Source organism: Cytobacillus pseudoceanisediminis, assembly GCF_023516215.1.
Taxonomy (GTDB): domain Bacteria; phylum Bacillota; class Bacilli; order Bacillales; family Cytobacillaceae; genus Cytobacillus; species Cytobacillus pseudoceanisediminis.
Map to the genome: position 1 here is coordinate 5,242,044 of NZ_CP097349.1, position 25,761 is coordinate 5,267,804.

Consider the following 25,761-nt stretch of genomic DNA (forward strand, 5'->3'; position numbering starts at 1 on the left):
TTCAGCCCCGACAAGCATAAGATGGGCTGTGGCGCGGCGCAGTTTGCCGCAGAGCAGACCAGCTTATGACCTCGAGGGGCTAGGAGCCGCAGCTGGACATAGCAAAGAAAAGCGGAGGCGACTGTTCAGCCCCGACAAGCATAAGATGGGCTGTGGCGCGGCGCAGTTTGCCGCAGAGCAGACCAGCTTATGACCTCGAGGGGCTAGGAGCCGCAGCTGGACATAGCAAAGAAAAGCGGAGGCGACTGTTCAGCCCCGACAAGCATAAGATGGGCTGTGGCGCGGCGCAGTTTGCCGCAGAGCAGACCAGCTTATGACCTCGAGGGGCTAGGAGCCGCAGCTGGACATAGCAAAGAAAAGCGGAGGCGACTGTTCAGCCCCGACAAGCATAAGATGGGCTGCGGCGCGGCGCAGTTTGCCGCAGAGCAGACCAGCTTATGACCTCGAGGGGCTAGGAGCCGCAGCTGGACATAGTAAAGAAAAGCGGAGGCGACTGTTCAGCAGGAGCCATAGCTAGACATATTTGCAGGAGGCAGTCATGAGAAAAATTATCGTAGGTTCAAGACGAAGCAAGCTGGCACTAACTCAGACAAATTGGGTGATCAGCCAATTGAAAAGCATTGATCCATCCTTTGAGTTCGAGGTGAAGGAAATTGTCACTAAGGGTGATAAAATTCTTGATGTTACCCTTTCAAAGGTCGGAGGAAAAGGGTTGTTCGTAAAGGAAATAGAGCAGGCCATGCTTGATGAAGAAATAGATATGGCTGTACATAGCATGAAGGATATGCCCGCTGTTCTTCCGGCAGGGCTGACAATTGGCAGCATTCCTGAAAGAGAAGACCATCGGGATGCCCTTATCTCAAAAGGGCATATAAAACTGAATGACTTAAGGGAAGGATCTATTGTAGGAACAAGCAGCCTGCGCAGAGGGGCACAATTGCTGGCACAGCGTCCGGATCTGGAGATTAAGTGGATCAGAGGAAACATTGATACCAGATTATCTAAACTGGAAACGGAAGAATATGATGCGATTATTCTTGCAGCAGCAGGTCTCTCCCGAATGGGCTGGGCGGCTGATGTTGTTACAGAATTCCTGGAGCCGGAAGTTTGTGTGCCGGCTGTTGGCCAGGGGCACTATCCATTGAGTGCCGTGAAAGTGATAAGGAGCTTCGTGCATTGCTGGATAAATTTACATGCTCTGAGACGAATCAGACTGTACGTGCAGAGCGTGCGTTCCTTCATAAAATGGAAGGCGGCTGCCAGGTTCCGATTGCAGGGTTTGCCACAATTAATGAAACGGGTGAAATGGAGTTAACCGGACTTGTAGGTTCCCCTGATGGAAAAGTGATTTATAAGGAGACCCTAGCAGGTTCTGATCCGGAAGAACTTGGTGTTAAGATGGCTGACATGCTAACCGAACAAGGGGCCAAAGAGCTGATTGACAGAGTGAAAGAGGAGCTTGACGGGCAATGAAACAGACTTCCCCTTTAGAAGGCATGACTGTTTTAGTGCCAAGAGGGAAAAAACAGGCTCACTCCTTTTCGGCTCTTATCCAAAGCTATGGGGGGATACCTGTTGAGATCCCCTTGATTGCTTTCGAGCCATTGCAGGATAAGGAAACTTTATATAAAACACATAAGCGGATTCAAACTTATGATTGGGTGATTTTCACAAGCGCGACAGCTGTGGACGCTTTTTTTGAAAATCTGAGTCAGGGCGGGCCTTTCCCTAACATAGCGGTTATCGGAGAGAAGACTAAGAAATTGCTTATGGATAAGGGATTAAAAGTGCAATTTATGCCTCGGGATTATGTTGCTGAAGGGTTTGTTGAGGATTTTTTGCCATTAGTAGAAGAAGGGATGAAAGTATTAATCCCCAAAGGGAATCTGGCGCGTGACTATATCGCAGCCTCCCTTTCGGAAAATGGTGCAGACGTTGATGAAATCATTGTTTATGAGACAACTTTTCCACGTGAAAGCATCGGTCTGTTAAAAAAACAGCTTTCAGGAAAAGGGTTAGATATTCTTGCTTTTACCAGCCCTTCCACAGTAGATCATTTTATAGGGGCTTTAAAGGAGCTTGGATATGAGAATGCTGTTAAAGACAGTGTGGTGGGCTGCATCGGGCCTGTGACTAGAGAACGCGCAAAGGCTTATGGGCTGCAGGTTCATGCGGTTCCTGAAGAATATACAGTACATAACATGCTTAAGAGCATTATTAGCTACTTGGCAGAAATCAGGAGGGAAAATTAATGGATCTTCAATTTAATAGACATAGACGCCTTCGCAAAAGTCCGAATATGAGAGCGCTTATCCGTGAGAACTTCTTGCGTACAGAGGATTTAATTTATCCAATTTTCGTGGCAGAAGGAGACGATATTAAAAGAGAAATCCCTTCGATGCCGGGAATATACAATTTGTCGCTTGATCACCTCGAAGAGGAAATGAATGAAGTTGTTTCTCTTGGAATAAAATCGGTGCTCTTATTTGGAATACCTAAAGAGAAAGATGCATGCGGGGAGCAGGCTTATCATGATCATGGGATCGTGCAGGAAGCTACAAGATTTATAAAAGCTAAATATCCGGAAATTATCGTAATTGCTGATACATGCCTTTGCGAGTATACCGATCATGGCCATTGCGGATTAATTGAAAATGGAGAAGTGCTGAACGATGCATCCCTTGAACTGCTTGTGCAGACAGCTGTCAGCCAGGCTAAAGCAGGAGCAGACATAATTGCCCCGTCAAATATGATGGATGGATTTACAGCAGCTATCCGGGCAGGTCTTGATGAAGCCGGATTTGAAGATATCCCGGTTATGTCTTATGCGGTTAAATATGCATCTGCATTCTATGGTCCTTTCCGTGATGCAGCTGACAGCACGCCGCAATTTGGCGACCGAAAAGCATATCAGATGGATCCTTCCAACCGCATGGAAGCCATGCGAGAAGCAGAATCTGACTTAATGGAAGGGGCAGACTTCCTGATTGTTAAACCGGGAATGCCTTATCTGGATATTGTTCGGGATGTGAAAAACAACATCAACCTGCCGATTGTGATTTATAATGTGAGCGGTGAATATTCAATGGTTAAAGCTGCTGCACAGAACGGCTGGATCGATGAACAGAAAATCGTCATGGAAATGCTCACAGGCATGAAGCGTGCAGGAAGTGATTTAATTATTACTTACCATGCGAAAGATGCGGCAAGGTGGATTAAGGAACAGGACTAATAATATGATGTCTTAGTAAGTCTTAGTAATTGAAAACTTCTTATTAAACGAAAAGAGGGATGACATGCGCTCTTACGAAAAATCTAACAAGGCTTTTAAAGAGGCAAGCGAATTGATGCCTGGGGAGTAAACTCTCCTGTACGTGCATTTAAATCAGTTAATATGGACCCCATTTTTATGGAACGCGGACGAGGCTCTAAAATCTACGATATCGATGGAAATGAATATATCGATTATGTTTTGTCCTGGGGCCCATTAATCCTGGGACATACTAATGAACGTGTGGTCGAGGGTATTAAGAAAGTAGCTGAAATGGGGACAAGCTTTGGCGCTCCTACCGAAATCGAGAACGATCTTGCCAAGCTGGTCATTGAACGTGTGCCTTCCATTGAAGTAGTGCGAATGGTTTCTTCCGGAACAGAAGCTACTATGAGTGCCCTGAGGCTTGCTCGAGGATATACCGGCCGAAATAAAATCATGAAATTTGAAGGCTGCTATCATGGCCACGGCGATTCCCTTTTAATTAAAGCTGGTTCTGGTGTAGCAACTCTGGGGCTGCCTGACAGTCCGGGGGTTCCTGAAGGAGTTGCCAAAAATACAATTACCGTTCCTTACAATGACCTTGAAAGCGTAAGATATGCCTTTGAGCAATTCGGAGACGATATCGCAGGTGTGATTGTGGAACCGGTAGCTGGAAATATGGGTGTCGTTCCTCCTCAGCCAGGTTTCCTTGAAGGCTTAAGAGAAATTACAGAACAAAACGGCTCTCTGCTTATTTTTGATGAAGTAATGACTGGTTTCCGCGTCGGCTATAATTGTGCGCAGGGTTACTTTGGAGTGACACCGGATATTACATGTCTTGGAAAAGTTATTGGCGGTGGGCTCCCAGTCGGTGCATATGGCGGAAAAGCGGAAATTATGAAGCAGATTGCACCAAGCGGTCCAATTTACCAGGCAGGAACACTATCCGGAAACCCTCTTGCCATGACAGCAGGTTACGAGACATTAAGCCAGCTGACTCCACATTCCTACAAAGAATTCGAAAGAAAAGCAGACAGACTGGAAGAAGGGCTTAAAGCAGCTGCAGAAAAATATTATATCCCGCACACCATTAACCGTGCAGGTTCAATGATCGGTATATTCTTTACAAATGAAGATGTTATTAACTATGAAAAAGCCAAAACATCCAATCTGGAGTTCTTTGCAGAATACTACAGGGAAATGGCAAACCAGGGAGTCTTCCTGCCGCCATCCCAATTCGAAGGACTCTTCCTCTCAACTGCACACACTGATGAAGATATTGAAAAGACTATCCAGGCAGCGGAAAAGGCATTTTCAAAATTAAAATAAGCAAGACCTGACACTCATCGATTGATGGGTGTTTTTTTATGCCCTTGGAAATATAGTTATTAGAGCTTTTATCCATCGTTTGGGAGAAACCCCTTTCCTGTGGCTGGATTCAATAGACTGTGAAAATGCAAAATTTTTATTTTGCACGGTGTTGATTGGAGTGGAAGGCGCTAATCCCGCGAAAATGTATCCGCATTTTATTCGTGCGGTGTTGATTCAAGGAAGCTTATTTATTGTCCTGCGGGAGTAGCGTACAGGGAGACCCCACAGACGCATAGCGCCGAGGAGGCTCCCGGCAGCCCCGCAGGGAAGCTTGAGTGCCTGCAGCGGAAATCAACACTCATAGCAAACAGCCGCTAAAAAAGTCTTATCTAAGGAACTTTTTCTAAATTAATCTAAGATTCCCTTAGAGCGCTATTTTTCTAATCATAAAGTATCCTAATCCTTCATAGGATTGTTAATGACATAGTGATTAAACGTAAAGATTCGAAGGGAGGAGTCGCTTTGTCTCAGGGGAATCCATCGTGCTTACGATTTTCTTTAGAAGAATCAGTATGGTTTCAAAAAGGACAGGAAGTATCGGACCTGATTACCATCTCGTTAGACCCCAATATAACAATTCAGGAAAGCGATCAATATGTAACAATCCAGGGAGCACTTGAACTGGCAGGTGAGTATAGACGCAGCGATGAAGAAGCATCCGAGGAAGATCAAGAGGGTTTGGCAGTCACCAAATTCGTTCAGACAGTTGAAGAAAGAGGAGAAGGAGTTTGTGAATTCAAACACTATTTTCCTGTCGATATAACCATTCCGAATAATAGAATCCAAAGCATCTACGATATTGATGTTGCGGTAGAGTCCTTCGATTATGTTCTGCCGGAAAGAAGCTGTATGAAATTGACAGCTAATTTAACCATTACCGGATTATATGGTGATCAGCAGCATATTCCTGTTCAAGAATGGGAGGAAGAAGCGGAAGCTGAAACTGAAACGGAAGAATTAGAGATTCAGTACAGATCTTCTGAGGTGGCAGAGGAGACAGAGGAAGAAGAAATTATACAGCAGGAATGGCCGTCATATCAGCAAGAAGAACAGGACCTAGAGGAAGAGGAAGAAAGAGAGGAAGAAAGAGAGGAACAGGTATACTCGAGCGCCGAGGAAGATGTACGGGAAGAGGATCCGCAGGAAGAGCAGTCAGAAACCGATGAGGTTTTTATTCCATTTGAGGCAGAAGCAAGAAAGCAGCCTGAAGTGGAAGAGCAGGCCGTCATTAGACCTTCAGTGCCGGCGGCGCTCGAATTAAAACAAGAGCAGCCAGAAGAAGAAGAACAGACTCCGAAAACTGCACCGGAAATATCTTTTTCTTCTCAGCGCAATGAGGAGGAAGCACCGCCAACCGCACAGGAAATCTATCAAATGACGGAAGCATCCGAATCAGATAGTCCTTCCTTTGAAAAGAAGCCTGTTCAAGCGGCTGCACAGGAAACCCATGAGGAAACAGAGGAATCCTCATCCTCTTCAGAACAGGAGGCTAAGAAGAAGAAACTCTCCAAGAAGAAAAGCATGTCGTTAACAGAGTTCTTTGCCCGGAAGGAAGAGACAGAGGAACATGTTAAGCTCAAGGTTTGCATTGTGCAGAACGGCGACACAATTGATGCCATTGCTGAAAGGTATGATATACCAGCCCAGCAGCTATTACGGGTGAATCACCTTGAAATCAATCAGGATATTTATGAAGGGCAAGTGCTGTACATTCCTGTTGCGGTAGCCCATTAAATGGTTAAAAGGCTGAGCAGGTATTAATAACCCGCTCAGCTATTTTCGTTTAACCAATATATTTTAGAATAACATCATTTTTTCTCATTCTGGAAAGTGAGTGGTTAAGGTGGAAGAAAAAAATCGGCTGCGGAAAGTCTCCCCTATTTTAAATCATTATTCAATAGAGCCGCATTTTGTAGAGGAGTTTGGGAGAGTTCAGAAGGTATACAGCAGCAAAGGTGTATTTGCCTTGAAGAAAATAAAGCCTCAGCATGGAGCAGATTTTATAAGGCATGTACAAACCCTCTTTCAAAAAGGCTATAACAGAATTGTCCCTATTTACCCGACGGTGGATGGAAGATATGGGGTGCTCCATCAGAATGAATTATATTATTTAATGCCATGGATGCCTAATGAAGAAAAAGAGGATAGATTTGAGAGGCATCAGCAGATGCTGAGGGAATTGGCAAGACTGCATACATTGTCCTCGAGGGAAGTTCCTATAAACAAGGAAGACAGAACCGAACATTATGAAAAAACTTTGCAGGAATGGGAGAAAGAAAAGGAGTTCTTGGAGGGATTTATCGAAGCCTGTGAAAGAAAAGAGTATATGTCTCCTTTTGAGCTAATGTTTTCCCTATATTATCACGACGTCAGCCAGGGACTAAAATTCTCCACAAACAAATTTAAAGATTGGTATGAAAAAACAAAAGAAAGCGACAAAGCACGAACGGTAATCGTCCATGGGAAAGTTTCAACCGAGCATTTTCTTTACGATGATAGGGGATATGGGTACTTCACGAATTTCGAAAATGCAAGACAGGGGTCGCCGCTCCATGATATATTGCCGTTTTTATCAAGGACTCTGAAAACTTATCCAAAAAGATCAGAAGAATGTGTAGAGTGGATTTACACCTATATGAAATACTTTCCATTCAGAGACGATGAGATGCTGCTGTTTCAAAGCTACTTTGCTCATCCGGGTCCTATTATCAGGGCGGCCGAACAATATTATAAAGGGGAGAGTAAAAGGGGAGAAAGAAAGGCTGTCCAGCATTTGCAAAGGCAGTATTGGCTCTTGAAAAATATTGAATATGCTGTAATGAGAATCGATGAGATCGAGAGGCAAAAACAAGAAGCAAAAGCAGCTGCCGAAGCTCAAGCACAAGAAGGAGCCCAAAGCTAAAAGATGCGGGCTCCTAAACCAATTGAAGATGGAAAGCAATAGCAATCAGAATGAACAGCGATAGCAGCAGTACATCAAAGGTGGTAGGCAGCAAAATTGTTCTTATGCCTTGAAAAACACAGAACGGGATTATGAACTGTGCACATACATTCCTGAAAGTTCTTAACCAGGGAGGCAGTGTGTAAGGATTATATTTTCTTCTCATTGTCGCATGCCCCTTTCCCGAATGTTCATATGTATATTCTATGATTCATTTTTCGGTAAAGTGCCTATTTTCGTTTCTTTCCTGTATAACAGTATTTTAAAACTCCCCTAAAGAAGTCTTTTTCGGGCAAAATCATCATCACTTCGGTAGAAATAATGAATAATATATAAAAAACTCGGGTATCCTTATTGACTATAACAGTCTTTTTTCGGTAGTATATTTTATATATAAAATTGTATATCGATGCTAAGACAGGGAAGAGTACAATGGCGATTTGCCTTTTAGAGAGGAAAACCAGCAGCTGAAAGGTTATCCAGGCAAAACTGTTGGAAGGTCGCCCTAGAGCATCTTTTGCGAAAGGCTGCAGCCAAGTAGTAAAAGACGGGAAATCCGTTATCTGTTTAAGTGTCAATCTCTATAAGAATGTCTTTCCCTGATTTTCTTTAGTGATTGAAAAAAAGGTGGTACCGCGAAGCAAACTCCATTCGTCCTTTTATGGCGAATGGAGTTTTTTATTTTTTGGATTGCTTTCAGAAAGGAAGAATGACACATGGATAATAATGAATTATCAATGCCGACGAAATATGATCCGCAGGCGATTGAAAAAGGACGATATGACTGGTGGCTGGAAGGTAAATTCTTTGAAGCAAAAGACGATGAAACAAAGCAGCCATATACAATTGTGATTCCGCCTCCGAATGTAACAGGAAAGCTTCATCTCGGTCATGCATGGGATACAACTCTTCAGGATATCCTTACTCGAATGAAGCGAATGCAGGGATACGATGTTCTATGGCTTCCAGGAATGGACCATGCGGGCATCGCCACTCAGGCAAAGGTTGAAGAAAAGCTTCGCAATGACGGCAAAAGCCGCTATGATTTAGGCCGTGAAAAATTTGTAGAAGAAACATGGAAGTGGAAAGAGGAGTATGCCAGCCATATCCGCCAGCAATGGTCAAAGCTTGGATTGGGACTTGATTACAGCCGCGAACGTTTTACACTGGATGAAGGCCTTTCAAAAGCTGTAAGAGAAGTTTTCGTTTCACTTTATAATAAAGGATTGATTTATCGCGGCGAGTATATTATTAACTGGGATCCGTCTACAAAAACGGCTCTTTCTGATATCGAAGTTATTTATAAGGATGTTCAGGGTGCCTTCTACCATATGAGATATCCTTTAACGGATGGTTCAGGACATATCGAAATTGCCACTACACGCCCTGAAACGATGCTTGGCGATACAGCTGTAGCAGTACATCCGGAAGATGACCGCTATAAGCATTTAATCGGCAAAACGGTTAAACTGCCGATCACAGGACGCGAAATTCCGATTGTTGCAGATGATTATGTAGAAATGGATTTCGGATCCGGCGCAGTAAAAATTACGCCGGCTCATGACCCAAATGATTTTGAAATAGGAAACCGCCACAATCTTGAAAGAATTCTTGTAATGAATGAAGACGGCACAATGAACAGCCGAGCCGGTAAATACCAAGGTATGGACCGCTTTGAATGCCGCAAGCAGATCGTGAAGGATCTTCAGGACGAAGGAGTGCTTTTCAAAATTGAAGAGCATATGCATTCTGTGGGCCATTCAGAGCGCAGCGGCGCAGTTGTTGAACCTTACCTTTCAACACAATGGTTTGTAAAGATGCAGCCTCTTGCTGATGAAGCCATCGCTCTTCAAACTAAAGAGGAAAAAGTAAACTTTGTTCCAGAGCGATTTGAAAAAACGTATTTGCGCTGGATGGAAAATATTCGTGACTGGTGTATTTCACGCCAGCTTTGGTGGGGGCATCGGATCCCGGCCTGGTACCACAAAGAGACAGGTGAGGTTTTCGTAGGGCACGAAGCACCAGAAGATATTGAAAACTGGGAACAGGACAAAGATGTTTTGGATACCTGGTTCAGTTCAGCTCTATGGCCATTTTCAACAATGGGCTGGCCGGATACAGACTCAAGCGATTTCAAGAGATACTATCCGACTGCTGCTTTGGTGACTGGCTATGACATCATTTTCTTCTGGGTATCACGAATGATCTTCCAAGGTCTCGAATTTACAGGGGAGCGTCCATTCCAGGATGTATTAATTCATGGTCTTGTTCGTGACTCACAGGGACGCAAGATGAGTAAGTCCCTTGGAAATGGCGTTGATCCAATGGATGTAATTGATCAGTATGGTGCTGATTCACTCCGCTATTTCCTTTCTACAGGAAGCTCGCCGGGACAGGATCTGCGCTTCAGTATGGAAAAGGTTGAGGCAACATGGAACTTTGCCAATAAAATCTGGAATGCATCCCGATTTGCATTAATGAACATGGATGGATTAACATATGAAGAAATTGATTTAAGCGGTGAAAAGTCTGTTGCTGATAAATGGATATTAACCCGTTTGAATGAAACTATTGAGACGGTTACAAGATTATCTGACCGCTATGAGTTTGGCGAGGTTGGCCGAGTGCTGTATAACTTCATTTGGGATGACTTCTGTGATTGGTATATCGAAATGGCAAAGCTTCCGCTGTACGGAGAAGATGAAGCTGCCAAGAAAACCACCCGTTCCATCCTGGCATATGTTCTGGACAATACAATGCGTCTGCTGCATCCATTTATGCCATTTATCACGGAAGAAATTTGGCAGAACCTTCCTCATTCAGGTGAATCCATTACGGCTGCACAATGGCCGGCAGTTAACAATGAATACACTGATAACCAGGCTGCAAATGAAATGAAGCTGCTTGTAGAAATTATTCGCTCTGTCCGCAACAGCCGTGCTGAAGTAAACACGCCTATGAGCAAGAAGATTAAAATGATGGTAAAAGCTAAGGATGAGGAAATTCTGGGCACACTGGAAAATAACCGTGCCTATATTGAACGATTCTGTAACCCAGAAGAACTAGTGCTGGCTCTGAATGTTGAGACGCCTGATAAGGCGATGACAGCAGTTGTGACTGGTGCAGAAATCATCCTTCCGCTTGAAGGCCTGATTAACATTGAAGAAGAAGTTGCCCGCCTTCAGAAAGAGTGGGATAAATTAAATAAAGAAGTTGAAAGAGTCCAGAAGAAACTTTCAAACGAAGGCTTTATTAAAAAAGCGCCTGAAAAGGTAATTGAAGAAGAGAAAGCAAAAGAACAAGACTACAGCGAGAAGAGAGCTGCTGTAGAAGCTCGCATTAAAGAGCTAAAAGGAGAATAATTAATAGTTGCGGAAGGCGGGTCCATATGAAGGATTCGTCTTCCTTCCTGTATAACGGAGGTGCATTTATATATGTTTTCTACTTATGAGGAAGCACTGGAATGGATTCATTCAAGGCTAAGACTTGGGATGAAGCCGGGACTGCAAAGGATGGAATGGATGATGGAAAAACTCGGGCATCCCGAAAGAAGAATTAAGTCCATCCATATTGGCGGAACGAATGGTAAAGGCTCAACTGTAACGTTTCTAAGATCCATTCTTCAGGAGGCGGGTTATTCTGTCGGAACTTTTACATCGCCATATTTTGAGAAATTTAATGAACGGATTTCTCTGAACGGAATTCCAATTAACGATGAAGATCTTGTTCGGCTTGCTAATGATATATATCCGCTTGCGATTGAATTGGAACAGACGGAACTCGGCGGTCCAACCGAGTTTGAAATCATTACCGCCATGGCTTTCCAATATTTTGGCCATGTACAGCCGGTGGATCTCGTTTTGTTTGAAGTGGGCCTTGGCGGAAGGTATGACTCTACGAACATCATCTATCCTATATTATCAATCATTACAAGCATCGGACTCGACCATACAGCTATCCTTGGGAATACATACGAGGAAATCGCTTTTGAAAAAGCGGGAATCATTAAACCTGGAGTCAGTGTGATTACAGCTGTTAAACAAGAAGAAGCGCTCGCTGTTATTCAAGATAAAGCTTTAAGCATGAAGTCACCAGTTTATCAGCTGGGGAATGAGTTTGCTATTTCTGATCATAAATCCCTGGACCTGGGAGAATTCTTCTCCCTTAAGACAGTCTTTCAGAACTTCCCTGATCTTGAGACAGGAATGAGCGGAAAACACCAGACTGAAAATGCTTCCCTTGCTGTAATGGCAGCAGAGCTATTGAATAAATTTTATTCTTTCCTTATAGAGGTAAATCATATTAGAGCGGGATTGAAAAAAGCTTTCTGGCCCGGGCGATTTGAAATTCTATCTGAAGACCCGCTGGTAGTAATAGATGGAGCGCATAATGAAGAAGGGATAGCTGCCTTAACTGCTGAGCTGAACAACCGTTTTGAGGATAAAAGCAAAAATATTGTATTCGCTGCACTTGCTGATAAAAAGCTTGATAAAATGATCGGTAAGCTTGATTCTGCTGCAGATCGCATCACCTTTACCGAATTTGAGTTTCCGAGAGCAGCAGCAGCTGAAGATTTATATAATCTCAGTAAAAACAGCAGGAGACAGTTTCATACGGACTGGAAGGAGCTATTGGAGGCTGAACTTCGTGAAGCAGGAAAAAACAGCGTACTGGTTATTACCGGATCACTTTACTTCCTCTCAGAAGTGAAGCCTATTCTTTTGAATCTTTTGAAAAAAATAAATGAAATATGACAAAAGTTAGAAAATTTGATAAAATGTTCGTGTTATCCGACTATTTTCCTGAATAAATTGGAGGAGGGGGAAAAGATCGTTAGTTCACAAGCCAAAAAAATAATATGGTTATTATGGATATTAATATTTCCTGCAGGTTCCATGCTAACCTATCATTTTTACCCTCCAGATTTTTCAGGACAGGGAATCAGTTTGTTTGCCTTTTTCATATTGATGTTTTTCGTTTCTTCCATGCCGATGGTAATCAATAATACACCAATCTTTTTAATTCAATGGGTTACGATGGCAGTGTTTTTAACCTTTGGGCTCTTTGCTGAAATGATAATGGTACAATTGGGGATCCTGGTACTTCTATTAAGGCTGAAAATACAAAAGGATCAGCTGTTTCGTCTGCCGCTTAACTCACTTTTGTTCTTTACATTATCTTTATTGAGCGGGCTGGCTTACTTTGCAATGGGTGGCAAAATAGGCGTAGATCTAATAGAAAATCCCCAATATTTCTGGATTGCTGCAGCATACCCGATAATCCATTTTACTTTAAATCAGGTATTAATCAGTGTAATTCAGGCTGCATTGTATGGCAGGAAAATATCCTTTCTGGAAAAAGACCTTATATGGGAAACTGTTACCTCTCTCATAACATTCCCGATTGGCCTTATCCTTTACATTTTATATTCTGAAGTGGGAATTCTTGCACTGCTGTTTGTAGGGGTCCCATTTGTAAGTCTTTCTATCATTCTTCATCTTTATTACTCAAGTGAAAAGGTTATTGAATACCTTCAAAAAGCCGCAGATATAGGGCATCAAATGGCAGAGCGCCTTGATGTGAATGAGGTTATGGAGCTTTTTATTTTGAAATTGAGCGAAATGTTGCCTGTTGACTATGCCTATATTCTTGATATTAAGGATAACGATGAACTTCACTCCATTTACCGAATTGAGCATGGACAAATAAAGCCGAATGACCTTAAGCCTACCAAAAAAAGTGAGGGAATCAGCGGATTGGTTTTGGGTACCCGAAAATCTGCCCTTTTCCATTCGCGGAAGAAATGGAAAAGCATTGCTAAGGAATTCTTGCCTGAAGATGCCGAAAGCCTTATTTGTGTTCCAATAGTCAGGAGCAATGAAGTATTGGGGATACTGCTGCTTTCTTCAGCAAAAAAGAGGTCCTATGAAAAGTCACAGCTCATGATTGTCGATATTTTATGTTCGCACTTTGCAATAGCAATAGAGAATGCAAAGCACTATGAGGAAACAAAAGCCAAAAGCGAGCGCTGCGCGTTAACGAAACTATTCAATTATAGATATATGGAAGCTAAATTAAATGAAGAATTCAGCAGATTGCAAAATGGTGAAAGAGAATTCCTTTCACTCATCATCCTTGACATCGATCATTTTAAAAAAGTGAACGATACTTATGGGCACCAAAGCGGAAATGAAATTCTCTGCGAACTGGCAGGCAGGCTGGCAAATTTAATAGATGAAGCAGGAATTGCTGCCAGATATGGCGGAGAAGAATTTGTTGTCTTAATGCCGGATACAAGCAAAGAAGATACGCTTGCCTGGGCAGAGCTTATCAGGCAGACCATAGCTAACCGTCCATTCATACTCAAACAGAACATCGATGGAAGCAGCAGCAGCACAAAAGTTTATATAACTGCCTCCATTGGGGTAGCTGCTGCACCTGAAGATGCTGATGATTCACTGGCCCTTATACGCCATGCTGACAGGGCATTATATGTTGGAGCGAAGCGGGCAGGGAGAAATAGGGTTGCGGAATATGTGAAGTAAAAATCCTTTTGTTTGTCAAAAGGATTTTTTTGTGAAAATAAACCTTTTTACCTATTAATATATTGGTCCTATAGTGTATTGGTGTAATGTTAGTGATATACATCATTGAAGTTCATAAAGAATACACATATACTGTCCAAGTATATTTATATTTTTTTGGTTTTACAAATTTTGGAGGAGGAAACAAGCTGCGGGCATATCACAATATTGAGGACCTCTATATAAAATAGGACACTGAGGAAATCCAGCTTTCTTGTGCCTGCGCCGGCGCGTTGATATTTATGCTAAATCTCTTAATAATATTATTTTTATTCGGTACCATATTAGGTTCTTTCTACAATGTAGTTGGCCTAAGGGTTCCTGAAAATCAATCAATAGTAAAGCCGAGATCTCATTGTAAACACTGTAAGCATACTTTATCATATTTGGAGCTTATCCCAATTCTGTCTTATGTATTTCTAGGTGGAAAATGCAGGCGCTGTAAGGTGTCAATTTCAGCCTTATATCCGGCTGCAGAGCTTTCGACAGGTACTTTGTTTGCTGCTGCTCCATTAATTTTAGGGTGGACTTCCGAGGTGATTGTTGCCTGGACACTAGTTTCTCTTATGGTCATTATATTTGTATCTGACTATAAATATATGATCATTCCAAATAAAGTTCTCTTAGTTTTTGGTGTGATCCTAACAGCAGAACGTATTCTTATTCCTCTTTCTCCTTGGTGGGACAGTTTAGCAGGTGGGATACTTGGTTTTTTACTCCTTTTATTTATAGCTGTAATCAGTAAAGGCGGCATGGGTGGAGGAGATATAAAACTATACTCAGTTATTGGTATTGCTTTAGGTGTGAAGCTTGTGTTGCTTTCGTTTTTTTTAGCCACTTTGTTTGGAGCATTTTTAGGTGGCATAGGCATGCTTATAGGAGTTGTGAAAAAGGGAAAACCAATTCCATTCGGTCCTTTTATTGGTTTGGGAACAATAATTGCTTACTTTTATGGCAATGAATTGATTGAATGGTACTTTCACGGAGTCCTGTGGGTATAAAATCTGTAATTTTTCTATTCTGATGGCAATGAAGGAATACCTATAAATAAATTAGATCTAACTGAAAATCAAAATGAAAAATTTGACGAAATCCTTCCGTAACAAGACGACAAAAGTCTTGTTATTTTTTTTTCTTATGTTAGGATGAAAACAATTCAGGAAACGGCACGGAAGGAGGATGAGATATGGACAAGCCTAAAAGCGAGAAAACGATCACGATTAAGATAAATGGCAAGGACCGTCCGTTTCAGGAGAAAAAGGAAGAAATGCAGGAAAAAGCATGGGATCCGAGACAGCTGGATAGAAAGAAAAAACAGGAACAAACTGAATTTTTCGCATCCATACAAACAGCGGCAGGCAAAGAGGCGGATGACAGCTTTGACTGGATTCTGCCTGAGGGTACGGAAGATGCGGATATAAAGGAATATAAAATAGAAGCCCCTCCTAAATCACCAGCTAAAAATGGTTTGAGTACACTGGCTAAGAAATTCCAGGGAAGAAATAAGCAAGGATTCTTAACATCCATTTTTCTGGCTGTCTTTTTTGCTGTTCTGCTTGGGACTGGCTTCGGATTCATCATGCTGAAGCTGGTATTTACCGATCAGGCAGCCGAAACTGTGGCGCCTCCAATTAAAGAAACTCCGGCAGCATCAAATCAGCAGGCTCCCGCTGCAGCCGCAGAATTAGAAACATTAACAGCATACGTAGTTCAAGGCGGCGTATGGTCAAACAGTGAGGCAGCACAGCAAGTCCAGGAAGCGAACTCGCAAAAAGGAGTCTATAGCCAATCATTAAAAATGGGAGAGCAGACTTTTCTTTTTTAGGGGTATCCGGAAGTCTTGATCAGGCGAAGGAAATAGGTGCCGATCTAAAAAGCAAAGGAATTGATGTATTTGCAAAAGAAGTTGCCTTTGAAGGTAAAGTAATTGAAGGGCTGAATGCTGAAGAGAAAAAGCTGGCTGACATTGCACCTGCTTTATATCAAAGCCTCTCAGAAGGCGCTGCCAGTGCCTCTCTCGGCAGCTCCATAGCGCCAGAGACGGCTCAGGAAATAAAAAATCATAGCAAGGCAGTGAATGAACTGCAGGCAGATCAAATTCAAAATAAAAGCCTGACATCTATAAAAGAGGAACTTTTGGATGCCTCGAAGCAAATAGAAACTTACCAGCAGGCAGGGGATTCTGCATCAGCCGGTAAAATTCAGGAGCACCTGCTGGCATTTCTTGCCGCTTATCAGTCTCTGCTCCAGTCAGACGGGCAGTAAGGACCCGGCATATTGTGCTATAATTTTATCCGATTCGAATATTTTCTGGGAAATATCACATATTAAATGGAGTCTGTTCGGGAAATTTAGACAGACTCTTTCTTTTTGCCACATTTCGATAATTTATGATAAAAATATCTACAAATTACCTCTTAAAAATTGTTTGTCTGGCAATTTTTTGATACGATTAATCTGTATCTCCCAATATGATACATAAAGGTAAGGTGATTACATGCAAAACCTCATTTTAGCCTCTTCTTCCCCGCGGCGAAAAGAACTTCTTGAAAATCTTCATTTGCAATTTGAAGTCTCCAGCAGTGATGTCGATGAAAGTTTTGATCCAGTGCTGAAACCAGGAGAGATCGTGAAGGAGCTTGCCCATAGAAAGGCACAGGCTGTATTTAATAAACACCCTGATTCATATGTAATTGGCTCAGATACAGTTGTAGTTAAAGACGGCAATGTTTTAGGAAAGCCAGGCAGCAGCAAGGAAGCCTTCACTATGCTCAAAAGTCTGTCTGGAACCACCCATTCTGTTTACACAGGTGTATCCATCGTGACGCCTGAAAATGTAATTACATTTTATGAAAAAACCGATGTGGTGTTCTGGGAGTTAACAGATGAAGAAATTGACTCTTATATCGGCACCGGTGAACCATTTGACAAGGCAGGTGCATATGGGATACAAGGCATTGGCAGCATGCTTGTAAAAAGCATAAATGGAGATTATTTCTCTGTTGTCGGCCTTCCTGTCTCCAGAACGGTTCGTGAACTAAGGAAAGCAGGATATTCGCTTCCTTAATATACTTTTTTCATCCTCAGCTCCTGGCCCCAGAGTTTAGGGAGGAAAATATGCAAACGGATACTCTATTGATTAAAGATTTCCCTCAGGATGAACGCCCTCGTGAGCGCTTTGTCCTAAATGGGCCGCAAAGCTTATCCAATCACGAACTGATAGCGATATTACTCAGAACAGGCACGAAAGATGAATCTGTCCTCCAATTAGCGAACAGGCTTCTTACCCATTTTGAAGGACTCCGGCTATTAAAGGATGCATCCCTGGATGAAATAACGGCCATTAAAGGAATAGGATCGGCAAAGGCAATACAGCTGCTGGCAGCAGTTGAAATTGGCCGGAGGATTTCAACTCTCACATATGACGACAGATATACTATCCGTTCTCCTGAGGATGGAGCAAATTATGTCATGCATGATATGCGATTCCTGTCTCAGGAACATTTTGTATGCCTTTATTTAAATACAAAAAATCAGGTGCTTCATAAGAAGACCATCTTTATTGGAAGCCTGAATGCTTCAATTGTTCATCCGAGAGAGGTTTTTAAAGAGGCCTTTCGCAGATCGGCTGCGTCGATTATCTGCATTCATAATCATCCGAGCGGTGATCCGACTCCAAGCCGGGAAGATATTGAAGTAACCAAGAGACTTGCAGAGTCCGGGAAAATAATCGGCATTGAAGTGCTGGACCATCTTATCATCGGTGAAAATAAATTTGTCAGTTTAAAGGAAAAAGGGTATTTATAACACTATGTTTTTATTTGACGTTACGCTATAATATTGGTTATGATTTTTGAGATGCCTCGCATTTTGGAGGCTCATTGTACTAGAAAAATTAAAGAAAATTCCATTAAAATACCTTACTTAGGAAAATGAGCAATTTGTATCAGAAAGGGAGATACCATTTATGTTTGGAATCGGTACTAGAGACCTTGGAATAGATTTAGGAACAGCTAATACACTTGTCTATGTTAAAGGAAAAGGAATTGTTGTCAGAGAGCCGTCAGTAGTAGCACTGCAGACAGATACTAAAAATATTGTAGCTGTCGGCAATGATGCAAAAAATATGATCGGCCGTACACCTGGCAATATTGTTGCGCTCCGTCCAATGAAGGATGGCGTTATTGCGGATTATGAAACAACCGCTGTCATGATGAAATATTATATTAAACAAGCCAATAAAAATAAGGGCTTCTTTGCAGGCAAGCCATATGTAATGGTTTGTGTGCCATCCGGCATTACAGCTGTTGAAGAACGTGCTGTTGTCGATGCAACCCGCCAGGCAGGGGCACGCGATGCTTATACCATCGAAGAGCCGTTTGCCGCTGCAATCGGGGCTAATCTTCCTGTTTGGGAACCGACAGGAAGCATGGTGGTTGATATCGGGGGAGGAACTACCGAAGTTGCCATCATCTCCTTGGGCGGAATTGTTACGAGCCAATCCATCCGCATTGCCGGTGATGAAATGGATGACGCGATCATCAATTATATCCGCAAAACTTACAACTTAATGATTGGTGACCGTACAGCAGAAACCGTTAAAGTAGAGGTTGGCTCTGCAGGAGATCCTGAAGGTGTTGAAAACATGGAAATCCGCGGACGTGACCTGCTGACAGGCCTGCCAAAAACAATTGAAATTACTGCTGAAGAAATTTCAAAAGCATTGAATGATACTGTATATGCGATTGTGGATGCAGTAAAAAATACTCTTGAAAAAACTCCTCCTGAACTGGCAGCAGATATTATGGACCGAGGTATTGTCCTGACTGGAGGGGGCGCTTCTTCGCAACCTCGACAAGGTGATCAGCGAAGAAACAAAAATGCCTGTCCTTATTGCAGAAAACCCATTGGACTGTGTCGCAATTGGTACTGGAAAAGCTCTTGACCATATCGATTTATTCAAAACAAAAGCAAAAGAATCCAGATAAATTGAAGCCTGAATAAGAAAATGATAAAGCCCATTCACTTCTTAAAAAGTGCATGGGCTCAAATTTGGTTTTTTCTTGAACCATAAATGATAATTTTGCAGATATATGTTATATTTTGTTGAGCAGTGCCTGAATGGCGCAATCTTTTCTGAAAAAATACTAATCGAGGTGTAACGGATGCCACAGTTCTTTTTGAACAAACGCCTGATTATTTTGCTTGTCAGCATTATTATTCTCGTGGCATTGATTGGATTTTCTTTAAAAGATAGAGAAAATTTGACCTGGCCTGAACAATTTTTAAAAGATACTACCGGGTTTATACAAAATGCTGTTTCCAGCCCAGTGAATTATGTGGCAGGATTCTTTGAAAATGTCGAAGACTTGCAAAATACATACAAAGAAAATAAAGAGCTAAAGACAAGGCTGGATGAGCTTGCACGCCTTGAGTCTGAGGTTCAGCGACTGAAAAAGGATAATACAGAACTTCGTGAGATTCTGGATAAGAAAGACTCTTTAAGTGAATTTGAGCCAAAGCAGGCAACTGTTATAGGAAGAAATCCCGACAGATGGCATGAATTGCTTATCATTAATAAGGGAAAAAATGCTGGCATTGAACCGAACATGGCTGTTATTACGTCTAAAGGCCTGATCGGCAAAGTGAAAAGCAGCAATACCTTTACTTCAACAGTTCAGCTTCTTAGTTCAATGGACCCGACAAATCGCATCTCTGCAAAAATTCAGGCGGGCGATAATAACTTTTTCGGTCTGATAGAAGGCTATGATAAAGAAAAAGGTCTTCTTTTGCTTAAGCGAATTCCTTATGATGCAAAGGTAAAAAAGGATCAAAACGTTATTACTTCAGGTCTGGGCGGTGTTTTTCCTGAGAGCCTTCCGATTGGGAAGGTTGTAGATGTTGTTCCTGATGAATTTGGTCTCACTCAAACCGCCTATGTTAAGCCGGGGGCAGATTTCTACGATATTGGACATGTAATGGTCGTCAAAAGAGGTGCTTTACAGCCTGAGCTAATGGAAATGGTTGATGAGAAGGAGGAGGAACTGTGAGAAGATTCCTTCTTCCTCTCATACTCCTGGCCTTATTTATCGGTGAAAGCATATTTGTTCAAATAACTCCGCATGATTTGTTAGGCAGCGGAAAAATAGCTGTTCCCCGTTTCCTGCTGGCCGGATTGCTTTTTTGACCATCTTTGGCTCAAAAAAACACGGAATTCTTTACAGCTTATTATTCGGCTTGCTTTTTGATATTGTATATGTTGAAATTATCGGCATTTACCTGTTTCTATTTCCAGTCATTGCTTTTATTACAACTAAACTGATGAAAATTCTTCAGACAAATATGGCTATGGCTTCCATCATTGTGCTTTTAGGCATCACTCTCCTTGAGGCCGGTGTCTACCAGATGAACTTATTAATTCACCATACTGATATGGTTTTTGCAGCTTTTCTATCGTCACGCCTCGTGCCAACTCTGATTTTAAATGCCATTTTCATTATTTTAGCTGTTTATCCATTTAAAAGACTTTCTGAAAAATTTTCAGATAGCTTAAACGACTAATTGTTTGAAGTGATATAATTTCACAGTTCATTTAAAAGAAACCGGATTAATCCGGTTTCTTTTAAATGAATAATTTTTAGTAAAAAAGGAATTTAGAAGGTTTCTGTCGAATTCTACCTTTATGGGCAAATTGGATAGGGATAATTGACATAATTTATTTTTAAAAGAATGGCCCTGCGAGGCTGATTGAAAATATAGCAGTTCATGGACTGCTTTAAAATAGAGTGCCACCAGCACTTATGTGTTTCTTATCATTGAGGTGAACATCTTGAAATGAAAAAAACCAAAACGTTACAATAAAAGGGACGAAAGATGGTCTGACACTGCATCTCGATGATTCCTGTTCATATGGAGAGCTGAAGAAAGAACTTGATAGAAAGCTTTCAGAAAACTCGAGATCGGTTGAAGACCGGCTTCTTTCAGTGAGGGTACAAGTCGGCAATCGTTATCTCACAGAAGAGCAGCAGGAAGAATTGAAGGAGTTAATAAGGCAAAAGAAGAACCTGATCGTTGAGTCTATAAGCTCGAATGTCATTACCAAAGAAGAAGCTGAAAAACAGAAGGAAGAAAATGAAATTGTATCTGTTGCGAAGGTGATTCGTTCCGGGCAGGTTCTCGAAGTGGCGGGAGATCTGCTTCTTATCGGAGATGTAAACCCCGGAGGCACTGTCATGGCAGGTGGAAACATCTTTATAATGGGGGCGCTAAAAGGCATAGCCCATGCCGGATGCCATGGGAATAAGGAAGCTGTGATCGTTGCTTCGCTTATGAAACCATCCCAATTAAGGATCAGCAATTGTATTAACCGGGCTCCAGACAAGGATCAGGATGACGAAAAAAGAGAAATGGAATGTGCTTACATAGATGAAAATGATCAAATAACTGTAGATAGATTACAAGTATTAATGCATCTGAGACCTAATATAACTAGATTGCAAGGGGAAGCTAGGATGGGAGAAGCGATTGTCATTACGTCCGGAAAAGGCGGAGTCGGAAAAACGACTACTTCCGCAAATGTAGGTACTGCTCTTGCCCTTCAGGGGAAAAGAGTGTGCCTGGTGGATACAGACATTGGCCTTCGAAATCTTGATGTGGTGATGGGATTGGAAAACCGCATTATTTATGATCTGGTCGATGTAGTCGAAGGCCGGTGCAAAATACATCAGGCTGTGGTTAAAGACAAACGGTTTGATGATTTGCTGTATTTGCTTCCTGCTGCTCAAACAAGTGATAAGACGGCTGTTACTCCAGAGCAGATGAAAAAGCTGGTCGATGAATTAAAGCAGGATTATGACTATATTGTCATAGACTGCCCTGCTGGAATTGAGCAGGGGTACAAAAATGCTGTTGCCGGTGCTGATAAAGCAATTGTTGTTACCACTCCGGAAGTTTCAGCCGTACGTGATGCTGACCGGATTATCGGCTTGCTTGAAAAAGAGGAAAATGTAGAGGCTCCAAAACTGATAATAAATAGAATTAGAAGCCATATGATGAAAAATGGCGACATGCTCGATGTAGATGAAATTACCGCACATTTGTCGATTGATTTAATTGGAATTGTGGCAGATGATGATGAAGTAATCAAGGCATCCAATCATGGTGAGCCTATTGCATTAAACCCTAACAGTAAGGCTTCTGTTGCTTACCGTAATATCGCCCGCCGCATACTTGGTGAAGCTGTTCCGCTTCAGCCTCTTGAAGAAGAGAATAAAGGTGTATTCTCAAAACTAAAAAAGTTTTTTGGTGTTAAATAATTATAATTTATCGAACAAAAGCCGGGGAGACTTCTTCGGTTTATTTTTTTATCTCAGACACCCACTTCAAGTCATACTCTATTTGGACAACTCATAAACTTGTACAAATAGAGCTATATAGAAATGGTGGGGATATTATGAATTCAAGAGCGGATGAAATACGCAAGAGAATTGAGCGGAGAAAAAAGAGAAAGAAAGATTCTCAAATAAGAAAGATTCAACAGTTCTTTGGACAGAAGATGAAGAGCGGTATGGGTTTAGTAAGCTGCCTTCATACGAGAGCAAACTCGATGAGGGGAACCACCCTTTATTTCGAAAGGAACTATTTCTATTCAAGCTGCTAGCTTCTGCCTGTATTTTTTTATTCGCTGCTATTCTTTTTAAAAACCAGGCTGCGACATTTGATCCTGCTAGAGATTTTGTAAAGGCAGCCATGGAGAAGGATTTTCAATTCGCCGCAGTTTCCGGCTGGTATGAAGAACAATTCGGAAAACCACTGGCACTGCTGCCATTTTCAGATGGCAAAAAAGATGAGAAGAACGTTGAAGAAAACAGTGAGTATGCATTGCCTGCTTCTGCAAAAATCCTGGAAGACTTTAATGATAATGGACAGAGAATAACAATCGAAACAGGTAAAGAAGCATCCATCGAAGCAATGAGTGAAGGGCTTGTGCGGTTTGCTGGAAAGAAAGATGGTTTCGGAAATACGGTTATTATTCAGCATGGTGATAAAAGTGAGTCCTGGTATGGCAATTTGGCTGAAATTAATGTGAATTTATATCAATATGTTGAAAAAGGAACCGGTATTGGCACTGCAGGTGACACCGGTGATGGAGAAAAAGGGTCTTTCTATTTCGCGATTAAAAAAGATGATGATTTTATAGATCCGATCCAGGTGATCCCATTTGAATAAAATAACAGGATTAATTAAATATATTCATATACATCCTTTGTTATGGGCCATTATCGGACTATCTGTCGCAACTGCTCATTTTATGGAATTATGCATGCTGCTCCTGATTATCTTCGTTCATGAAATGGGCCATGCAGCTGCAGCATCCCTTTATTCCTGGAGAATAAAAAAGATCGCCCTTTTGCCATTTGGCGGTGTAGCGGAAATGGATGAACACGGAAACCGGCCGCTGAAAGAGGAAATCGTAGTCATTATAGCAGGGCCGCTTCAGCATATTTGGATGATGGGGGCGGCGCTGTTATTTTATGAGCTCTCTTTTGTATCTGCTGATATTTTTCACCTGTTTATTCAGTTCAATTTAATGATCCTGATTTTTAATCTGCTACCTGTATGGCCATTAGATGGAGGAAAGCTTGTTTTTTTATGGCTTTCTCTTAATAAGGCATTTCCGGAAGCGCACAGAAAAACACTTTTTATTTCGGCTGCGGGTCTATTCAGTTTCATAATATTAACTTTGCTGACCTCTCCTGTAAACCTGAATATATGGGTAGTCCTCGCTTTTTTGGTGTTTTCGCTATATCATGAATGGAAGCAGAGCCGATTCATATTTATCCGCTTTCTCCTCGAAAGATACTATGGGAAGCACAGCGACTTCCGGACATTAAAACCTATCGTTGTAAGAGAGGAAGAATTGGTTATTGACGTTCTGGAAAGATTTCAGCGAGGATGCAAACACCCAATCATAGTTGAAAAGGACGGGAAAGAGAAGGGTGCTTTAGATGAAAATGAATTGCTGCATGCGTGCTTTGCAGAAAAAGTGCTGACTGCTAAAATTGGAGATTTGCTTTATGTTTACTGAAGAGCGAGTTTTTATTGAAATGAATAAATAATGGTTTAAAGTGAGGAAATAGTTTTGGACATGTTAGTTGTAAATTATGCATCAAGAGAGCGCCGGTTTGCACATTTAAAAGATAAGAGGGTCGAGAAGCTATTTATCGATCAGCCGAAGCAGCGTTCATCAGTAGGGGATATTTACTTGGGCACCGTTGCAAAAGTAATGCCTGGATTGAATGCAGCTTTTGTAGAGATTGGGGAAGATCAAAGCGGATTTATTCACCGGGACAAACTGGCAGCCTATGTTTGTTCTGCCGAAGAATCTCAAGTAAAGGAAAAACGGAGCATCTCTTCTTTTGTCCATCAGGGAGAAAGAATACTTGTTCAAGTTGAAAAGGACGCTGCCGGAACTAAAGGACCGAGATTGTCAGGGGTGCTTGAGTTTTCAGGAGATTCGCTGATATATATGCCAAATGGCCGTTATGTTGCTGTATCCAAGAAAATTGAGGATAGTGAAGCAAGAGAAAACTGGCGCCAATTTGGCTATCGTGCTAAGAAAGAGAATGAAGGGCTGATTTTCAGAACATCCTGTGATAACAAGAAAGAAATTGAACTCATAGATGAACTTGAAAGGCTAAGACTGGAGTACAGGGACCTTTTAAGGGCAGCAGAAGTAAAGAAAAAACCGGGAAAAGTTTACGAAGCGAATTCTTTTATTGAGAAAATTAAAGAAGAAGCAAAGAAACTGGCCGATGGAGAAATCGCAGTGGACGACTTAACACTGAAGAGTGTGCTCCAGAAACACACCAGCTTGCCAATTCGGCTGCATTCTGGCAAGGAAAATATCTTCTCCTCTTTTAATGTTGAATCTGAAATTGATAAAGCGCTGAAACGGATTGTATGGCTTGAAACTGGCGCATATCTTATTTTTGATGAAACCGAAGCTTTAACAGTCATCGATGTAAATACCGGAAAGTTCGCCGGTAAGCAGGACCGCAGGGAAACTGTGTTAAAAACGAACCAGCAGGCGGCCGAAGAAGCTGCAAGACAGATCCGGCTCCGCGATATAGGCGGCATGATCCTAATCGATTTTATCGACATGAAAGAAGCATCTGACCGCAACCATATCCTCTCCACCATGGAAAATGCGCTGAAAAAGGATGAAAGACGCACTAAACTTGTTGGATTCACCCCGCTTGGAATCCTCCAGATGACCCGAAAAAAACGAAACCGGCCATTTCAGAATCACTTACCGAAAGGTGTCAAGTATGTGAAGGCACCGGAAGAGTGCTGAGTGCTGAAACCATTGCCTTCAGGCTGGAAAGAGAACTGTGGGAACATCGCGGCAATGACCATGAAGCTGTCTTAATCGAAACCACCCCAGACACAGCAGCGGTATTCTCAGGGGAAAATGATGCCCATAAAAAGAGAATCGAAGACAGCATTGGACTAAAAATCATGTTTTCCTATAAGGAAAAGTGCAAGCCATTTTATGAAATCAGAAAGTTTGGCAGTGCCAATGAGCTAGGTTAGTTCAAAGCAGGCGGATT

20 protein-coding genes, 5 pseudogenes and 1 other annotated feature are annotated in these 25,761 nt (G+C 41.9%); of the genes and pseudogenes, 24 read left to right on the plus strand and 1 reads right to left on the minus strand.

What is annotated here, in order from left to right; all coding sequences use genetic code 11:
* The first annotated feature begins 538 nt into the window (after positions 1–538).
* The 6 genes and pseudogenes from hemC to ysxE all read left to right on the plus strand — a co-directional run bounded on the left by hemC (position 539) and on the right by ysxE (position 7,526).
* Positions 539–1,473: pseudogene (gene hemC / locus M5V91_RS27845) on the plus strand (hydroxymethylbilane synthase).
* A complete protein-coding gene (locus M5V91_RS27850) occupies positions 1,470–2,252 on the plus strand; it encodes a uroporphyrinogen-III synthase (RefSeq protein WP_251175112.1) in 783 nt (260 codons plus the stop codon). The pseudogene hemC and the gene M5V91_RS27850 overlap by 4 nt, the downstream one beginning before the upstream one ends.
* Complete coding sequence (gene hemB, locus M5V91_RS27855; RefSeq protein ID WP_009333151.1) at positions 2,252–3,232, plus strand: porphobilinogen synthase; 981 nt, start codon at positions 2,252–2,254, stop codon at positions 3,230–3,232. The genes M5V91_RS27850 and hemB overlap by 1 nt, the downstream gene beginning before the upstream one ends.
* Positions 3,233–3,296: 64 nt before the next feature.
* Positions 3,297–4,582 (plus strand): annotated as a pseudogene (hemL, locus tag M5V91_RS27860) (glutamate-1-semialdehyde 2,1-aminomutase).
* A gap of 504 nt (positions 4,583–5,086) precedes the next feature.
* The gene (gene spoVID, locus M5V91_RS27865) at positions 5,087–6,358 is read left to right on the plus strand and encodes a stage VI sporulation protein D (RefSeq protein WP_251266941.1); all 1,272 of its coding nucleotides are present in this window, start codon (positions 5,087–5,089) and stop codon (positions 6,356–6,358) included.
* Between the two features lie 109 nt (positions 6,359–6,467).
* Positions 6,468–7,526, plus strand: coding sequence for a spore coat protein YsxE (gene ysxE, locus M5V91_RS27870; protein ID WP_009333146.1), 1,059 nt, complete (start codon positions 6,468–6,470; stop codon positions 7,524–7,526).
* Positions 7,527–7,539: 13 nt separating this feature from the next.
* Here the strand turns inward: ysxE and M5V91_RS27875 are convergent, their stop codons facing one another.
* Positions 7,540–7,731 carry a YszA family small membrane protein gene (locus M5V91_RS27875; RefSeq protein WP_019380294.1) on the minus strand — a complete coding sequence of 64 codons (192 nt, stop codon included), beginning with the start codon at positions 7,729–7,731 and terminating at the stop codon, positions 7,540–7,542.
* Positions 7,732–7,970: 239 nt separating this feature from the next.
* Positions 7,971–8,227 (plus strand) — a binding site (T-box leader).
* Positions 8,228–8,281: 54 nt separating this feature from the next.
* Between M5V91_RS27875 and M5V91_RS27880 the strand changes: the two genes are divergently transcribed.
* From M5V91_RS27880 to M5V91_RS30770, 18 genes and pseudogenes are all read left to right on the plus strand, one after another.
* Positions 8,282–10,927 carry a valine--tRNA ligase gene (locus tag M5V91_RS27880; RefSeq protein ID WP_019380296.1) on the plus strand — a complete coding sequence of 882 codons (2,646 nt, stop codon included), beginning with the start codon at positions 8,282–8,284 and terminating at the stop codon, positions 10,925–10,927.
* Positions 10,928–10,999: 72 nt separating this feature from the next.
* Positions 11,000–12,319 carry a bifunctional folylpolyglutamate synthase/dihydrofolate synthase gene (locus tag M5V91_RS27885; protein ID WP_251175114.1) on the plus strand — a complete coding sequence of 440 codons (1,320 nt, stop codon included), beginning with the start codon at positions 11,000–11,002 and terminating at the stop codon, positions 12,317–12,319.
* Between the two features lie 141 nt (positions 12,320–12,460).
* On the plus strand, positions 12,461–14,110 hold the full coding sequence (locus M5V91_RS27890) for a sensor domain-containing diguanylate cyclase (RefSeq protein ID WP_251175115.1): 1,650 nt from the start codon (positions 12,461–12,463) through the stop codon (positions 14,108–14,110).
* A 281-nt stretch (positions 14,111–14,391) separates the two neighbouring features.
* Entirely contained in the window at positions 14,392–15,150 is a 759-nt protein-coding gene (locus M5V91_RS27895; protein ID WP_284521628.1) for a prepilin peptidase, read from the plus strand.
* Positions 15,151–15,335: 185 nt separating this feature from the next.
* Positions 15,336–15,974 carry an SPOR domain-containing protein gene (locus M5V91_RS27900; protein ID WP_284521629.1) on the plus strand — a complete coding sequence of 213 codons (639 nt, stop codon included), beginning with the start codon at positions 15,336–15,338 and terminating at the stop codon, positions 15,972–15,974.
* A 248-nt stretch (positions 15,975–16,222) separates the two neighbouring features.
* A complete protein-coding gene (locus tag M5V91_RS27905) occupies positions 16,223–16,414 on the plus strand; it encodes a hypothetical protein (protein ID WP_284521630.1) in 192 nt (63 codons plus the stop codon).
* A 232-nt stretch (positions 16,415–16,646) separates the two neighbouring features.
* Positions 16,647–17,216, plus strand: coding sequence for a Maf family protein (locus M5V91_RS27910; RefSeq protein WP_019380302.1), 570 nt, complete (start codon positions 16,647–16,649; stop codon positions 17,214–17,216).
* 50 nt (positions 17,217–17,266) lie between these two features.
* Positions 17,267–17,956 (plus strand): RadC family protein, encoded by a 690-nt coding sequence (gene radC, locus M5V91_RS27915; protein WP_251175117.1) that lies wholly within the window; start codon positions 17,267–17,269, stop codon positions 17,954–17,956.
* Positions 17,957–18,116: 160 nt separating this feature from the next.
* Positions 18,117–19,137: pseudogene (locus M5V91_RS27920) on the plus strand (rod shape-determining protein).
* A 177-nt stretch (positions 19,138–19,314) separates the two neighbouring features.
* Positions 19,315–20,199, plus strand: a complete 885-nt coding sequence (mreC, locus tag M5V91_RS27925; protein ID WP_019380303.1) for a rod shape-determining protein MreC — start codon at positions 19,315–19,317, stop codon at positions 20,197–20,199.
* On the plus strand, positions 20,196–20,336 hold the full coding sequence (locus M5V91_RS27930; protein WP_284521631.1) for a hypothetical protein: 141 nt from the start codon (positions 20,196–20,198) through the stop codon (positions 20,334–20,336). Before mreC ends, M5V91_RS27930 begins: the two co-directional genes overlap by 4 nt.
* On the plus strand, positions 20,333–20,710 hold the full coding sequence (gene mreD, locus M5V91_RS27935; protein ID WP_284521632.1) for a rod shape-determining protein MreD: 378 nt from the start codon (positions 20,333–20,335) through the stop codon (positions 20,708–20,710). Before M5V91_RS27930 ends, mreD begins: the two co-directional genes overlap by 4 nt.
* Positions 20,711–21,033: 323 nt before the next feature.
* Positions 21,034–21,543 (plus strand): annotated as a pseudogene (minC, locus tag M5V91_RS27940) (septum site-determining protein MinC); the annotation flags it as partial.
* A 117-nt stretch (positions 21,544–21,660) separates the two neighbouring features.
* Entirely contained in the window at positions 21,661–22,464 is an 804-nt protein-coding gene (gene minD / locus M5V91_RS27945; protein WP_019380305.1) for a septum site-determining protein MinD, read from the plus strand.
* Between the two features lie 137 nt (positions 22,465–22,601).
* Positions 22,602–23,377, plus strand: a pseudogene (locus M5V91_RS30205) (peptidoglycan DD-metalloendopeptidase family protein).
* Complete coding sequence (locus tag M5V91_RS27955) at positions 23,370–24,236, plus strand: M50 family metallopeptidase (RefSeq protein WP_009333121.1); 867 nt, start codon at positions 23,370–23,372, stop codon at positions 24,234–24,236. The pseudogene M5V91_RS30205 and the gene M5V91_RS27955 overlap by 8 nt, the downstream one beginning before the upstream one ends.
* Positions 24,237–24,296: 60 nt before the next feature.
* Entirely contained in the window at positions 24,297–25,505 is a 1,209-nt protein-coding gene (locus M5V91_RS27960) for an Rne/Rng family ribonuclease (protein ID WP_369426008.1), read from the plus strand.
* A complete protein-coding gene (locus M5V91_RS30770; protein ID WP_009333118.1) occupies positions 25,499–25,744 on the plus strand; it encodes a hypothetical protein in 246 nt (81 codons plus the stop codon). The genes M5V91_RS27960 and M5V91_RS30770 overlap by 7 nt, the downstream gene beginning before the upstream one ends.
* Positions 25,745–25,761: the final 17 nt, after the last annotated feature.

Bases quoted from the DNA above. Each gene is read 5' to 3' on its own strand.
- M5V91_RS27850 (WP_251175112.1), top strand. From the start codon at position 1,470: ATGAAACAGACTTCCCCTTTAGAAGGCATGACTGTTTTAGTGCCAAGA.
- hemB (WP_009333151.1), top strand. From the start codon at position 2,252: ATGGATCTTCAATTTAATAGACATAGACGCCTTCGCAAAAGTCCGAAT.
- M5V91_RS27875 (WP_019380294.1), bottom strand. From the start codon at position 7,731: ATGAGAAGAAAATATAATCCTTACACACTGCCTCCCTGGTTAAGAACT.
- M5V91_RS27880 (WP_019380296.1), top strand. From the start codon at position 8,282: ATGGATAATAATGAATTATCAATGCCGACGAAATATGATCCGCAGGCG.
- M5V91_RS27885 (WP_251175114.1), top strand. From the start codon at position 11,000: ATGTTTTCTACTTATGAGGAAGCACTGGAATGGATTCATTCAAGGCTA.
- M5V91_RS27890 (WP_251175115.1), top strand. From the start codon at position 12,461: ATGCTAACCTATCATTTTTACCCTCCAGATTTTTCAGGACAGGGAATC.
- M5V91_RS27895 (WP_284521628.1), top strand. From the start codon at position 14,392: ATGCTAAATCTCTTAATAATATTATTTTTATTCGGTACCATATTAGGT.
- M5V91_RS27900 (WP_284521629.1), top strand. From the start codon at position 15,336: ATGGACAAGCCTAAAAGCGAGAAAACGATCACGATTAAGATAAATGGC.
- M5V91_RS27910 (WP_019380302.1), top strand. From the start codon at position 16,647: ATGCAAAACCTCATTTTAGCCTCTTCTTCCCCGCGGCGAAAAGAACTT.
- radC (WP_251175117.1), top strand. From the start codon at position 17,267: ATGCAAACGGATACTCTATTGATTAAAGATTTCCCTCAGGATGAACGC.
- mreC (WP_019380303.1), top strand. From the start codon at position 19,315: ATGCCACAGTTCTTTTTGAACAAACGCCTGATTATTTTGCTTGTCAGC.
- minD (WP_019380305.1), top strand. From the start codon at position 21,661: ATGGGAGAAGCGATTGTCATTACGTCCGGAAAAGGCGGAGTCGGAAAA.
- M5V91_RS27960 (WP_369426008.1), top strand. From the start codon at position 24,297: ATGTTAGTTGTAAATTATGCATCAAGAGAGCGCCGGTTTGCACATTTA.